The sequence below is a fragment of the Pirellulales bacterium genome (assembly GCA_019636345.1).
Taxonomy (GTDB): Bacteria; Planctomycetota; Planctomycetia; order Pirellulales; family Lacipirellulaceae.
On the sequence record JAHBXQ010000001.1, the window covers coordinates 538,666 to 553,181 of the forward strand.

10 protein-coding genes are annotated in these 14,516 nt (G+C 66.4%); 3 read left to right on the forward strand and 7 right to left on the reverse strand.

Features of this window, described 5'->3' with window-relative positions; genetic code table 11:
• The first annotated feature begins 43 nt into the window (after window positions 1-43).
• Together KF688_02040 and KF688_02045 are read left to right on the forward strand one after the other, a co-directional pair.
• Window positions 44-1,411 (forward strand): lipopolysaccharide biosynthesis protein, encoded by a 1,368-nt coding sequence (locus KF688_02040; GenBank protein MBX3424436.1) that lies wholly within the window; start codon window positions 44-46, stop codon window positions 1,409-1,411.
• A 137-nt stretch (window positions 1,412-1,548) separates the two neighbouring features.
• Window positions 1,549-2,382 carry a 1-acyl-sn-glycerol-3-phosphate acyltransferase gene (locus tag KF688_02045; GenBank protein ID MBX3424437.1) on the forward strand — a complete coding sequence of 278 codons (834 nt, stop codon included), beginning with the start codon at window positions 1,549-1,551 and terminating at the stop codon, window positions 2,380-2,382.
• Between the two features lie 62 nt (window positions 2,383-2,444).
• On the opposite strand, the gene KF688_02050 is transcribed toward KF688_02045, so the two are convergent.
• The 3 genes from KF688_02050 to KF688_02060 all read right to left on the reverse strand — a co-directional run bounded on the left by KF688_02050 (window position 2,445) and on the right by KF688_02060 (window position 5,463).
• Entirely contained in the window at window positions 2,445-4,136 is a 1,692-nt protein-coding gene (locus tag KF688_02050) for a glutamine--tRNA ligase/YqeY domain fusion protein (protein MBX3424438.1), read from the reverse strand.
• 163 nt (window positions 4,137-4,299) lie between these two features.
• On the reverse strand, window positions 4,300-4,779 hold the full coding sequence (locus tag KF688_02055; protein MBX3424439.1) for a tryptophan-rich sensory protein: 480 nt from the start codon (window positions 4,777-4,779) through the stop codon (window positions 4,300-4,302).
• A 30-nt stretch (window positions 4,780-4,809) separates the two neighbouring features.
• Window positions 4,810-5,463 carry a DUF2238 domain-containing protein gene (locus tag KF688_02060; GenBank protein MBX3424440.1) on the reverse strand — a complete coding sequence of 218 codons (654 nt, stop codon included), beginning with the start codon at window positions 5,461-5,463 and terminating at the stop codon, window positions 4,810-4,812.
• Window positions 5,464-6,029: 566 nt separating this feature from the next.
• Between KF688_02060 and KF688_02065 the strand changes: the two genes are divergently transcribed.
• Entirely contained in the window at window positions 6,030-9,506 is a 3,477-nt protein-coding gene (locus KF688_02065) for a S8 family serine peptidase (protein MBX3424441.1), read from the forward strand.
• Window positions 9,507-9,525: 19 nt separating this feature from the next.
• Here KF688_02065 and KF688_02070 read toward each other — a convergent pair whose 3' ends face one another.
• Genes KF688_02070 through KF688_02085 form a run of 4 tightly spaced genes read right to left on the reverse strand, consistent with a single transcriptional unit; the run spans window position 9,526 to window position 14,471 of the window.
• Window positions 9,526-10,584 (reverse strand): glycosyltransferase, encoded by a 1,059-nt coding sequence (locus KF688_02070; protein ID MBX3424442.1) that lies wholly within the window; start codon window positions 10,582-10,584, stop codon window positions 9,526-9,528.
• 22 nt (window positions 10,585-10,606) lie between these two features.
• Window positions 10,607-12,016, reverse strand: a complete 1,410-nt coding sequence (locus KF688_02075) for a hypothetical protein (protein ID MBX3424443.1) — start codon at window positions 12,014-12,016, stop codon at window positions 10,607-10,609.
• 18 nt (window positions 12,017-12,034) lie between these two features.
• The gene (locus KF688_02080) at window positions 12,035-12,787 is read right to left on the reverse strand and encodes a class I SAM-dependent methyltransferase (GenBank protein MBX3424444.1); all 753 of its coding nucleotides are present in this window, start codon (window positions 12,785-12,787) and stop codon (window positions 12,035-12,037) included.
• 22 nt (window positions 12,788-12,809) lie between these two features.
• The gene (locus KF688_02085) at window positions 12,810-14,471 is read right to left on the reverse strand and encodes a hypothetical protein (protein ID MBX3424445.1); all 1,662 of its coding nucleotides are present in this window, start codon (window positions 14,469-14,471) and stop codon (window positions 12,810-12,812) included.
• Window positions 14,472-14,516 lie beyond the last annotated feature (45 nt).

A 14,516-nucleotide genomic window follows, 5' to 3' on the forward strand; every position in this document is an offset into this window, starting at 1 on the left:
CCCGCCTTGCTCAACCCGCCCCTGCACTGCTTCACCCTGCCCTATGGCCATTCCGGCGTCGCCAAGTCCTGCGCCGATTGCGACGGCAAGTTCTGCAAGCGCGGAGGATGCTGCGGCCGACGCGCCCGCGACTTCTCGGCTGCGTCGCGCGGCTGCTTCGCCCGGGGCGCGGCGGGGGGGGCTCGCCCTGGTCGACCAGGCGGTCGCCAGCGCGACGAACTTTCTGACGATGGTGCTCATCGGACGGTACTGCGGCGAGGAGTCGCCGGGCATCTACGCGTTGTGCATTTCGATCGTCGTGTTCGTCAGCGTGCTGCAGGACCGGTGCCTGGCGACCTCGTACATGGTGTTCATCCACAACAAGCTCCCGGACGAACGGGGGCGGTTCTTGGGGAGCACGCTTGTTCATCTGGGGCTGACCACGTTGGCGGCGTGCGTCGCGCTGGCGGGCTATGCCGGTTGGTTGGCGGCGCGCGGCGCCCGACCCGAGATGGCCCAGGCGGTGCTCGTGCTGACCGTCGCGGCTCCCTCGTTTTTGCTGCGGGATTTTCTGCGCTCGGTGGCGTTTGCGCACATGCAGATGATCTCGGCCCTGACGGGGGACGCGATCGTGTTCGTGATCCAGATCGGGGCCCTGGCGACGTTGGCTTGGACGGGGCTGCTCGACGTGCCGGCCGTGTTCGCGTGGATGGGATTGGCGACTGCGGCGAGCTGCGTCGCCTGGGCGGTCGCCAAGCCGTTGCCGGTGGCGTTGGATCGCGGCCGTCTTGCGGCCGACTGGCACGAGCATTGGGGCTATTCGCGCTGGTTGGTTGCGGGGCGGTTGGCCGGCAACTTCAGCCGCTTCGCCATGCCGTGGATCGTCGTCTGGTTGGCCGACGTGGCGACGGTCAGCCAGTTGTCGGTTTGCAGCACACTGGTAGGAATCTCGTGGTTGTTCATTCGCGGAGTGACGAATTACCTGCGGCCGCTGACAATCGGGGCGTACGCCCACGGGGGCGCGGGGCCGATGTTGCGGGTCATGTGGCAAGGGATCGGGCTGTTCGTCGTCACGCTGGGGACGATCGCCGTCGCGTTGTGGTTCGTCGGCGGCTGGCTGTTGGCGACCGTGTTCAAGCCGGAGTACGCCGTGGCGGGGCCCGCCCTGGCGGTGCTGGGGCTGGGGTCGGCGATCACGGCCGTGGGGATGACCGTCTCGAACGCCTTGTCTGCGGTGCATGACACGCGGAGCCAGTTCTGGGGCGAGATGATCACGATGGTCGTCACGCTGGCCACGGCCGTGCCGTTGGTGCACGCATTCGGAGTGACGGGCGCCGCGTGGTCGCTGCTCGCAGGGGTGGCGGCGAGTCTGGTCTACATGGGCGCGGCGCTGGCGGGCGATCTGCGGCGTCTGCCGCAGCCATCGGCCTGACGCGGACCGCGCAGTCGCTCAACTGGGCGAATCTTGCTTGGCTCGGATGGGCAGCCCCGGGCGAATGTGGTAGCTTGCCGCCTCGTCGCCGACGTTGGTCGGCGCTGCCGCACCTCGCTCGTCTCCTTCGCCCGCTTATGCGTCGTCTTCTGCAGAAACTGCGCATCGGCGCCCGGATCGTCGCGTTCGTGCTGGTGACGATCGCTTGTTGGACCGGAATGGAATTGGCGTTCGCCACGCGCGGCAAGCGGACGAAGCTGAGCGTCGTCAATTGCTGGGTCCCGCGGTGGGCGGGAAGCTTGCTGCGGGTGTTTGGGGTGAAGACCGCGGTCCGCGGGTTGGAAGCGTTTCCTCGCGGGCTGTACCCAGGCGCGGCGACCGACGGCGTAGGGCGGATTTTCGTGCTCAATCATCGCAGCGCGCTGGACATCGCGGTGGCGATGACGACGACCGAGGCGCATGTCATCAGCCGGCATGACGTGGCGAATTGGCCGCTCATCGGGCCCGGGGCCCGGCGGATCGGCACCTTGTTCGTCAATCGGGCTGAGCGCAAGAGCGGGGCCGAGGTGCTCAAAGAAGTCGACGCGTCGCTGGCCCGCGGCGAAGGGGTGGCGATGTTCCCCGAGGGGACCGCGTTCGCCGGCGACGACGTGCGGCCGTTCCGCCCGGGGGCGTTCAAAGCGGCCCAGCGGGCCGGCGCCGAGATCGTGCCGATCGGCATTGCGTACGATCACGCCGACGCTTGTTACGTCGACGAATCGTTTATGGGCCACCTGAAGCGGGTGGCGGGGATGAAGCACATCCTCGCCGCGGTCGAGGTGGGCGAGCCAGTTCAAGCCCGCGATCGCGATCCGAACGAGGTCAAAGACGAAGTTCACGCCGCGGTGACGAGACTGGTGGGTCGAGCCCGGTCGCGCTTGGGGCAGACCGCTCAGACCGAGTCGCAGGTCTTCCGCGCCACGTACAATTAGCGCTTTGGCACAGCCTAAAGAACTCAAGCGAACAAAGCACGCGGCTGCACGCTCCGGTTTGCTCAAGCGGGCAGCGGCGTCCACGAATCGCGGAGCGTGACGACGCGATTGAAGACCGGGGCCCCTGGATCGCTGTCGAGCGGGTCGACGTAGAAGTAGCCGATCCGCTCGAACTGGAAGCGCGCCCCCGGTTTCGCGGCGGCGAGCGACGGCTCAAGCTTCGCATCGCGGAGCACCTCGACCGAGCCGGGGTTGATGTGATCGAGAAACGTCCCCCCCTCGGGGGCGTCGTCGGGGTTCTCGACGGCGAACAGCCGGTCGTACAGCCGCACCTCGGCGGTCAGAGCCTTTTCGGCGCTGACCCAGTGAATCGTCCCCTTGACCTTGCGGCTGTGGTCGGGGTCGAACGTGCACCGCAACTCGGTCACGACGCCCGCGGCGTCCTTGATCACTTCATCGCAAGCGATGATCCCCGCCGAACGGAGCCGCACCTCGCCCCCCGGCTTGAGGCGGAAGAACTTCTTCGGGGCGTCTTCCATGAAATCGTCTTGCTCGATGTAGATCTCGCGGGTGAGCGGGACGGTCCGCGACCCCAGTTCCGGTTTCTGGGGGTGATTGGGCGCCTCGCAGGCGATCGTTTCGCCGGCCGACACGTTGGTCAGGACGACCTTCAGCGGGCGGAGCACCGCCATCGCCCGGGGGGCTCGCTCGTTAAGATCCTCGCGGACCGCGTCCTCGAGCCACCCCATGTCGATCGTGCTGTTGAACTTGGCGACGCCGATCCGCTCGCAAAACGCGCGGATCGCCTCGGAGGTGTAGCCGCGGCGGCGCAGCCCGCGGATCGTCGGCATGCGCGGATCGTCCCAGCCGGCGACGTGCTTGTCGCGCACCAGCTCGAGCAATTTCCGTTTGCTCATCACCGTGTAGGTGAGATTCAGCCGGGCGAATTCGATCTGCTGCGGGTGATGAATCCCCAACTCGCGACAGAACCAGTCGTACAACGGGCGATGGTTCTCGAACTCCAACGTGCAGATCGAGTGGGTGATCCCTTCGATCGAGTCGCTTTGACCGTGGGTGTAGTCGTACGACGGGTAGATGCACCAAGCGTCCCCCGTGCGCTGGTGACGGGCGTGCTTGATGCGGTACATCACCGGGTCGCGGAGGTTGAGATTGGGCGAGGCCATGTCGATCTTCGCCCGCAGGGTGCGGCTGCCGTCGGGGAATTCGCCGGCGCGCATCCGGGCCAAGAGATCGAGATTTTCGGCGACGGGGCGCGTGCGGCAGGGACTGTCGACGCCCGGTTCGGTGAGCGTGCCGCGATGGGCTCGCACCTCCTCGCTCGTAAGGTCGCAGACGTAGGCCTTGCCCGCTTTGACGAGCAGGACCGCCCACTGGTAAAGCTGCTCGAAATAGTCCGAGGCGTAGAACAGTCGGTCTTCCCACTCGCCCCCCAGCCAGCGGACGTCGTCGATGATCGCGTCGACGTATTCCTGCTCTTCCTTGACGGGGTTCGTGTCGTCGAACCGCAGGTTGAACTTGCCGGCGTACTCGCGCGCGAGGCCGAAGTTCAGACAGATGCTTTTGGCGTGGCCGATGTGGAGATAGCCGTTGGGCTCGGGAGGAAACCGCGTGTGGACGCGGCCGCCGTTCTTGCCGGCGACCCGATCGGCGTCGATTATCTGCTGAATGAAGTTGCGCGATGTGGCGCGGCCGGTTTTGGCGTTGTCGGGGCGGTCGCTCTCGGGGGCGGGCATAGCAGGGGGCTCGCAGGGCGAAGGCGCCGCGGGGGACGCCGGAAGGCGGGGCCCGGCCGCAAGCACGACCGGATGCGGCATGTTCGCCGAGCGAGGCGTTTCGATCAAGAGACGTTCGCACGGGCCGAGCGGTTCGCCGTCGGATGAGCGGTCCCGAGCGAGGTTACAGGTTCATCCGCCAGATGGCTCCGTTGAGCGTCGCCGCGAAAAGAACCCAGGCCAGATACGGCGCCAGCAGCAGCGCCGCCGTGCGGCTGGTGCGCCGCGCCAAGACGATGGTCGCCGTGATCGCCGCAGCCAAAAGCAAAATGTCGACCAGCGCCCAGCCGGGGCGCTGGAGCCCGAAGAAGAGCCATGTCCAGCCGGCGTTCAGAGCGAGCTGCACCAGCCACATGGCCGTTGCGGGGCTCCGCCAGCCCCCGCTGCGTTGGATCAGCCAGCCTGCCAGGGCGATCATCGCATACAGCGGAGTCCAGACGACGGGGAACACCCAGTCGGGCGGCGTCCACCGGGGCTTGGCGAGCTGGTCGTACCAGGGCCCCGGTCCTGCCGCGGCGCCCGCGCTCGCCGCCAGCAGGCAGAGTCCGGCGAAGAGGAGCGGCGACCCCCGCTGCGCAAGCGAGGAAGGGCGTTTCGATTCCATCGTCGATTCCCTTAACTTGGCTGAGGACTCTTAACTTTCCTGAGGCTTGCGGTCGGCGGCGGACCGCGGACGTCGCCATGCGATCCACAGGGCGACGACGATGCTCCCCGCCAGCGCCCACGCCAGATCTTTCTGTGCGTCCCACATGTCGCCTTGCTGCCCGTTGTAGCGGTCGGCCGTCTCCGGCGCCGCGGTGATCGCGAGCAGCCATTCGAAGATTTCGTAGAGAGCTCCGCAAGTCGTCGCCCCGGCGACGGCGACCCACGGCGCAGCGCGACGAGCGAGCCCCGCGTGGACCGCCGCTTCGGAGAGGAGCGGGATCGCCAGCGCGCCGAAGGCGAAGTGAACGAACCGATCGCAGTGGTTGCGGCGCCAGCCGAACCACTCATCGGGACCGCTCCCCAGCGCGGCCTGAAACCAGTCTTCGTAGGGGACGTACGAGTAGATCCACCGGGCGGCGACGGCGTGGAGCGCGAGAAACGCCAGTGCGCAAATCAATGCGCCGTCGGAGAGCCAGCGGCGCTGCGCCGCGATCGCGGCCAGCACAAGCGCTGGCGCCGTCGCCGCGTGCTGCAGCCATTGTTCGCGCGGGAACAACGGCTTCACGAGCGTGACGGCGATTAGCGCCGCCGTGGCGGCGACGAGCGAGAGTTGCAGGCGCGGGCGCGGAGCAGGCGAGTTCACTGGCGGGGCGAGTCAAATATCGGTTCGGCGACGACCGAGGCGAAATCGCCGTGTTCGGTCGAGAACCTGCGGAGGAGTTCGGGGTCAGGAAGTCTCGGAGTTGCCGGGGTTTCGCGGGGACTTTGCGGCTGCTAGCACGGCGGCGGCAATCGGCGAGTTCGTCGGCGGCGGACGAACCGATCGTCTCCGCCCGCGTATCCATTGTTGCCATTCGGCAACACGACGTCGCCGCCCGACAGCGCGTTTTCTCGGCAAAGTTGAGGTTTGCCAACGCGCGCCGCCTGTTCCGACTTGGGGCGACGAACGTTTTCCCTGGCGAGGATCGAACCCCCGGCGCGCCGGCGATCCTTGAACTAGGGTTTCAACGTCGCACCGCGCCTCGCGTTTTTTGGGGTGCGATCTCCTCAGCGGCTCTTGTCGGAAATTCACGGCCCACGGGTTCCTCACGGGACTGTACGCCTGCATACTTCTCGATTGGCAACGTACTTCGCGTTCGTCGTCTCTCGCGCTGCGGCCTTGCGCCGGCGAATCGACGACCTCCGCGCGAAGCAGGACGGTCAGCACTGATGCGCAGAAAATCAACACGGAAGACTTCTCGGCAGGGGCGAATCGAGTCGCTCGAGCCGCGCGTCGTCATGTCCGCCGATCCGCTGGCGGATCTGCTTGGCGGCGGCGTCGTGCATCATGCCATCGACGACGAGGCGCCGTCGTTGGTGCAGCACGTCGAAGGGTCGATCCCCGACTTCTGGATTACCGCCGAGGACCGGGCCCTGCTCGAGTCCTCGTTCGACGGCATCGAGCAAATGCTGGTGCAAGCTCACCAGCAGACGGGTTGGAATACGGTTCAAGCGAACTACGGTTTCACGGGCAGCGGGCAGACCGTCGCGGTGATCGACAGCGGCATTGCGTACGACCACTACGCCTTGGGGGGCGGGCTGGGCAGCAATTACCGCGTCGTCGGCGGATGGGACTTTACCGAGGAGAACGACGCCAACCCCTACGACGACGGCGCATCGGGCTCGCACGGCACGCACGTCGCGGGGATCATCGGCAGCACCGACGCGACTCACCGCGGCGTCGCGCCGGGGGTCGATCTGGTCGCCCTGCGGGTGTTCAACGACGTGGGGGCGGGGTACTTCAGTTGGGTCGAAAACGCTTTGCGGTGGGTCTACGCCAACCGGAATTCGTTCGCCAATCCGATCACGGCCGTGAATTTGTCGCTGGGCGTGTCGAGTTGGAACGCCGAGTCGATTCCCGCGTGGGCCAATCTGGAAGACGAGTTCGCCCAGTTGGAGTCGGTCGGCATCTTCGTCGCCGTCTCGGCAGGAAACAGCTTCACCAGCTACAACACGACCGGGCTGAGTTATCCTGCGGCCAGCCAGTACGTGGTGCCGGTGATGTCGACCGACGACTCGGGGCTGCTGTCGTACTACAGCCAGCGCAGCACGCGGGCGATCGCGGCGCCGGGGCGGTCGATCATCAGCACCGTGCCCGACTACGCCGGCAACAACAACGGCGTCGCCGACGACTTCAAAACGATGAGCGGCACGAGCATGGCCGCCCCGTACGTGGCAGGCGCCAGCACGCTGGTGCGGCAAGCGATGCAGTTCGTCGGCATGACCGGCATCACGCAGGACATGATCTACGACCACATCATGGCCACCGCCGATTCGTTCGTCGACTCGGCGACCGGGGCGACCTTCAAGCGTCTGAACCTGAGCCGGGCGATCGATGCGCTGATGCCGACCGACGATTTCGGTTCGACGATGGGCACGGCGTACGGCCTGGGGACGGTCGCGGGGTCGATGACGATGAACGGCGTGATCAGCACGCTGTCGGACGTCGATTACTTCAGGTTCACCGCCGGGGCCACGGGGACGGTCACGTTCAACGCGACCTCGACCACCCACGACATGTCCCCGCTGTGGAACGCGTACAACGCGCAGGGGGCCACGCTGCTGAGCGCCAGCTCGTCGTCGGCGACGTTCCAGGTCGTCGCGGGGCAGCAGTACACCGTCGGCCTGTCGTCGTCGGGGGGACTGGGTTATTACAATTTCAACGTCACCGCCCAGGCGACGTTCAACCCAATCGACTGGGGCGTCGTTTCGTTCAACCAGAACGCGGACCAGACCGTCTCGGGCGAGTCGTGGTATCGCGTCACCGCCAGTCGGGCGGGGCTGCTCACCGCTCAGGCCGCGTTCGCTCCGAACGGCGGCGACGTGACGCTGCAGTTCTACGATACGAACCAACAACTGATCGCCACGGGCACGACGGCGGGGACGACCGCCCGCGTCGACGTGAACGCGACCGCGGGCCAGCAGTTCCTGCTGCGGGCTGTCGGAACGAACAGCGACGTCGATTTCACGCTGGCGAATCTGGTGCGGCAAGTCGGGTCGACCGTGAGCGTGACCGGCACGGCCGGGGCCGACGCGGTCGCCTTCAGCGCCGGCAGCAGCTACTACGTCACGGTCAACGGGATCGGCTACGGGTTTTCGGCCGGCGCGGTTTCGCAGTTTCAGTTCGACGGCGGCGGCGGGGTCGACTCGCTCTCCCTGTTCGGATCGAGCGGCGCCGAGACGGTCAATCTCCGGCTTGGCCAGACCCAGATGACGGGGACCAACTACAGCGTCGTCGCCGTGAACTACGAGAACGTGACGGCGTACGGCGGCGGCGGGAACGATCTGGCCAACTTCTACGACACGGCGGGCGACGACCAGTTCACGGCTAGCCCGTACAACGGGACGATGACCGGGAGCGGGTACAGCCATTCCGCGCAACAGTTCGCGCGGATCGAGGCGTTTGCGACCCTCGGGAACGACGCCGCGCTGTTGGCCGACAGCGCCGGCGACGACGTGTTCGTCGCACGACCTGACTGGGGACAGTTGCGCGGGGCTGCGAACGACTACTCGCTGATGGCCCGGGGCTTCGACCGGGTCGAAGCGACGTCGACCGCCGGCGGGCTCGACCTCGCTTACCTGTACGACGGCGTAACGAACGACATCTTGGTGGCCCGGCCCGACTACGCGCAATTGCGGGGCGCCAACAATCAGTTCAACAATCAGGCGACCGGATTTGACCGCGTGTACGCGTACGGAACGGCGGGCGGGCTCGACCAAGCTTACATGTACGACTCGGCCGCCGACGACTTCATGATTTCGCGGCCCGACTACTCGCTCATGCGGAGCGCGAACACCAATGCGTACTACAACTACATCGCAGGGTTCGAGCGGGTTTACGCCTACGCGACTGCGGGGGGGAACGACCTCTCCTACTTCTACGACAGCGCAGGGGACGACCTGTTCATCGCTCGGCCCGACTTTGCGCTGATGCGGAGCGTCAACGACCAGTACTACAACTACTCGTCCGGGTTCGAGCGCGTCTTCGCGTACGCCTCGACGGGCAACGACTTGGCGTACTTGTACGACAGTTCCGGCGACGACCTGTTCGTCGCGCGTCCTGACTTCGGACTGCTTCGAAGCGTCGACGCCCGGTTCTACAACTACGCGGGCGGATTCGATCGCGTGCACGCCTACGCTTCGACCGGGTTCGACACGGCGACGTTGTACGACGGGGCGACCGACGACATCTTCGTCGCGCGTCCTGACTTCGGGCTGATGCGAAGCGTCGGCGCCGAGTTCTACAACTACGCCAGCGGGTTCGATCGGGTCTTCGGTTACTCGACCGCCGGCGGGAACGACACGGCCTTGATGTACGACGGCGCCGGGAACGACCGGTTCTACGGCGCGGCCGACTACGCCCTCATGCACGGGGAGTCGAACCAGTACTACAACCGCGCGCAAGGGTTCCGAACGACGACCGTCTACGCTTCGACCGGCAACGACCTCGCTTGGCTGTACGACTCGACCGGCAACGACGCGTTGACCGTGCGGGATTGGGGCGTGAGCCTGCTGTTCGGCGGCGGCAAGCGGATTGAACTGCGCGGGTTCAAGGGAGTCACCGCCTCGTCGCTCAGCGGCGGGCTCGACACGACCGACGTCGCGGCAGTCGATTGGCTGTTCAGCTCGGTCGGCAACTGGGCGTGAGGACGGCTGAAGTCGCGGGTCAGGCGGCGGCAGTTCGGCGCGATTGCGCGGCGCCAAGGTCGCTCGGTTCGGACGCGCGAGGATGATCGGCCACGAGGGTCGGCAGCAACTGGGCGAAGAACTTGCGCCGCCGTTCGAACCGGAACTCCTCGTCGATTCTCCTTGCGGCTTTCAGACCGATCTCTTGCGCCGCGTCTGGTTGCGAGAGGGCTTCGGAGAGCTTCGCCGCGATCGCAGCCGGGGAGTCGTCGTCGACGTAGTAGCCGCAATCTCCCACTACTTCGGGGATGGCCGTGCGGCGATTGACGACGACTGGCGCACCGCAGGCCATGGCTTCGGCGATCGCCAAGCCGAACCCCTCGTGCCGCGAGCATTGGTAGTACGCGCCGCAGCGCTGCATCCAATCGATCTTTTCTTCCTTGCTGATTTTGCCGAGGAACTCGATCGAGTCCGAGACGCCCAACGCGCCGGCTTGGCGTTCGAGTTCGGCCTGGCCTTCCATCGGTTCGCCCGCCAGCACGAGCCGGGCTTGCGGCCGGGTTCGCTTGACGATCGCGAACGCGTCGATCAGCTCCGGCAGCATTTTGCGCCGCATGTTCGCGGCCTTTTTCCAGGTGACGTTGAAGATCACGTCGGGCTCCGAGCGTCGGTTGTCGAGGCTCGCCGGGCGGTACTCGTCGAGCACGATGTGGGGGCAGTACTCGGCGTTTTTCAGCGGGAACATCGCCGCCAGTCTGGCGATCATGTAGCGGCTTACGAACACGCTGCGATCGGCGAACCGCAGCCCGTGCCGGACCAGAAATCGGTAGTGCCAGCGGCGTCGTTCGTAGATCTCCGGCTCGAGCGACCCGGTGACGCAGATCGGCAGTCCCCGCAGCTTGAAGACTGGTCCCACAAGCCACAGCCAGTTCCACCACCACAGGAACACTAGGTCGGCGTCCCGCGGGACCTCGCGCAAACGGGTGGCGATCGTCACCTCGTGCCCCAGCGACTCCAGGATTTCGAGATCCTGGCGGTAGAACTCGGTCGTGTGCAGGCGGTCGCGGGCGACGCGGTAGACGAAGAAGGCGATTTTCATGGCGGGGTCTCGCGACAGGCGATCAGCGGCATACGCAGGGGGCCGAGATCAGTTGCGGGGAATAGGCGGGCGCCATCTGCGGTCGGCGAGCCGATCTGAACGGCAGCACGACCACCAGCACGGCCGCCGCCGGGGCGTATTGCAGCCAGCCCAGGAAGACATGGAACAGGAAGGAGCCCTCGAAGTGCGCCGCGACTTGCATGGCGACGATGCCGGCGGCGAACGCGAAACGCGTCGGAGGATTGGCGACGTACTGCCGAGCCAATGCGCAGATGAATCCCAAGACGCCGGCGGCGGCGACGACGCCGACAAGCCCGAAGTTGCCGTAGGCGTCGGTGAGGATGCAACTGGGATAGTCCGCCTTGTCGATGCCGGCGTAGTCGTACATCAGGTAATACTTGGGCGTCGTCGCGAGGTCGGCCTTGATCGCCTCGGCCCGGCCGGGATCCCACAGGTAGCCTGCGGTCGCGAGGATGCCGGGGACCCACGACTCGCCCCACGAGAAGCCGCGGTGGCGGAGTTCGGGCGCCATGAGCGCCATGAGATCGATGCCGTCGAGTCGCGCCGCGATGTCGCCGACGACGTGAGTCGACTCGGTCGCCAGCGAGTTGGCCGTCAGCAGCGAGACGTCGAGGGAGTCCCACAGCGTCCCGCGCCAGTTGTGACGGAGATTGATCGTAAAGTTGACGCCGACCAGCACGACCGCGCCCCCCAGGACGGCACGCCACGCCAGCGTCCGACTGGAGACTCGCGGTTGGTCTTCGCGAATCAGCAACCGGATCGATCCCAACAGCAAGATCGTGGTTGCCAGCAACAGCCGGCTGTTGAGCGCGGCGATGACGAACTGCACGAGAAAGGTCGAACCGAAAGCGATGCGACAAGCGTTCCGTTCGGGGCCAGGCGAGCTGCGGAGCAAAGCCAAGTACGTCGTCACCACCAGCGGCAACAGCAAGCGGTCGTAACCGCGGATGAACAAGAATACGAAGGTCGGCAGATTGAGATACTCGGCCGCCAGGGCGCTATGGCCGATGCTGCGGAACAGCAGGCGATAATGGACTAGCGTCGCCAGGCACGACAGCGAGGAGACCAGCGAGAAGATCGCCAGAAACGAGACCATCCCCCGATTGAGCGTCAACGACGGGCCCCCGCGGACCGGGGCGAGCCGCCGCACCGAGGCGACGTAGCTGGCGACCAGCACGGGGATGAACAGCACGAGGCAGGCGAATTGCAGCTTGAGATACCAGCCCTCGAGAATCGGGTCGTCGACCGACAGATACGACAAGTTGAGGGTCGGCGCCGCGAAGCAGTAGACCACCGCCTGGGCCAGCACGAACAAGAACAGCGCATGTTTGCGGACCGGAAGAGCCCGGGCGACGAGGCCCGCGACCGCCACGGCGGCGAATGCCAGGATGTAGTGGAACGTCAGGTTCATGCGGCGATCAGGGACCGGCTACGGCTTTTGGAAGAACAACGCGGCGCCCCAGAATCCGCCGTGATCGGTGAACTGAACGTCGACGTCGTGCACGCCGGCGCGTTGCAGCAGTCCCAGCACGCGATTCAGATCGTAGTCGTTCATTTGCATTCGCGGGGCGCTCCAGGGGCGTCCTCGCCGCAGGTTGGTCAGGCGATGAGCCAGCGGGACGTACTTCTTGACCAGCCCGATCGCCCGCCACTTCCAATGGGCCTTGGCGTAGGTCATGTGCAAGACCCCGACGCCGCCGGGATCGAGCCGATCGAGCAGCGCCGCGATCACTCTCATTCCCCGTCGCACGGGGATGTGCTGCAGTACGATGTAGGTGTGAACCAGGTCGAACGTCCCTTGGACCGCCGCAAGGCGATCGTCGCTGGCGGCGAGCGCGACGTTGTCGAGGCCGCGGCGCCGGCAGTTGTCGGCGGCTTCGGCGAGCATCCCCGGCGAGACGTCGACCCCGACCGCCTCATCGGAGAGTCGAGCCAGCGGAATCAGCAAGCGGCCTACCCCGCAGCCGAAATCGAGAGCGCGGCGGAACCGAGTCGGGCGATTGAATCGTCGGCCGATTCGCTCGGTCATCGCCTCGACGTACTGCTCGCCGCTGAGGAAGAAGTCGCTGAGCGACTGGTCGGTGAGTTGCGTGCTGCGGAATCGTTCCTCGACGAGCACGCCGAAGTACGGATCCGTCTTTCCGAAGGATTTCCAGGCCCGGTCGGTGGCGGCGCTGAACATGGGTCGAACCTCCGTGCGAATTTCAGGTCATCGTCGGGGCGAGCGGGCGTCGACCGACGAGTCGTTCAAGGGCGTAGCGGCAGAGCTGCCGCTCGTTGTCGTCGAAAAGCTGCAGCCATGCCACGGCGACGAGTCCCAGGCTGATCGCCAGGGCGGCGGCCGCTCGGGCAAGCGGTTGGGGCCAGTTCGTCAGCAGCGTGCCGGCGGCCAAGGCGACGGCTGACAATGCCGTTGGCGGGACGAGCAGCTTCCGGACGAAACCGGCGGTCGTGATTCCCGTCATGCGTGCGGCCAGCGGGATGAAAGGGATGTTTCCCAGCATCGTCGCCAAGAGCAGGCCCGACGACAGTCCGATGAGCGGATCGGCATAGAGCACGCCCCCGGCAGCCGACAGCGCGACGACCAGCGTCGCCTTGAGCGCGGTCGCTGCGGCGAGTCGACGATGATTGTTCATGACGACCAGTAAGCTCGTGGGCGCCGCAAACGCCGCGTCGAGCAGAAACGCCCCGGCGATCAAGGCGACGCAGCCGGCGCCGGGATACGAGTCGGGCCCGAGCCAGACGGCGAGGATCGGTTCGACCAACGGGACGAACAGCACGGCGAAAATCGCTGCGGCGACGCTCGTCGTCTTGATCATCAGCGCCGTGACGGCGGCGGTTTTCTCGCCTTCTCCGCGAGCGTGCCAGATGAGGACGTAGGGCTGGATTGCGCGCGATCCGGCGGTGATGAACGACCACGCGGCGACACGGAAGACGTTGAGCAGAAAAAAGACCGGCGGAGCCAAGGCCAGCCCCCCCATTTTGGCGGCCATCAGCGTCAGCACGCTGCGATCGAGCACCGTCGAAGCGTTAATGACAAAGAAGCAGGACGAGTTCTTCGCCAGCGGCCACGCCAACTCGCGGCGAATCAAGTCGCGACCGAGTCGGGCCCAAGGCCGGCCGTAACTGGCGACTCCTGCGACGACGAGGGCGGCCGCCAGCAGGGCGGCGTTCGCAGCGACGGTGACTCCCAACAAACCGACCCCCAGCCAAGCGGTCGCCACGGTCGCACAGGCACAGGCCGCCGTGGCGGCCGACTCGCAGGCCAGTCGCAGGGGCAGGCGGCAGATTCCCGACAGCATGCCGGTGAACACCAATAGCGGAATCCTCGCCAACGCGAACACCGTTGCCGCGGCGAGGCACGTCGTCAAGAGCGGCGCATTGTGTAAATCTCGCTCGGCCAGCAGCCACTTGCCGACCGGCAGCCAAGCGTAGCAGGCCAACGCCGCCAGCGCGGTCGGCACGACAAGCAGCCAGTACAGCACGTGGGCCGTGGACATGATCTCGCCGATGCGGCGGAGATCGTTGCGGGCGTAGGCGGCGCCGATCGCATTGACGACGCTTTGCCCGAGGCCTGCTTCCGACAGGCTGAGGTACATGGTGATCGTGTTCACCGCGACCCACAGCGCGAACTGCTCGCGGCCGAGCAGGCCGACGAGAACCGGCATCAACAGCAGCGTCATGCCGCTGCGCAGGAGCGTGTTGAAGACGTACAGCGCGTTGGCAAGCAGCGCGCTGCGGACGGCGCTCCCCGCCGGCGGTTGCGTGCGCTCGGGGGCGTTCACCGCGGAGCGAGTCGGCGCAAGCGACCGGTCGGCCCCGCGGCCTGGGTGGTCGTGAGCGACGGTGAGGGAGGTCGTCGACATCGTCGTCTTGGCGGTCGCTCGGGGGGGCTCGGGGCGTCGGCGACG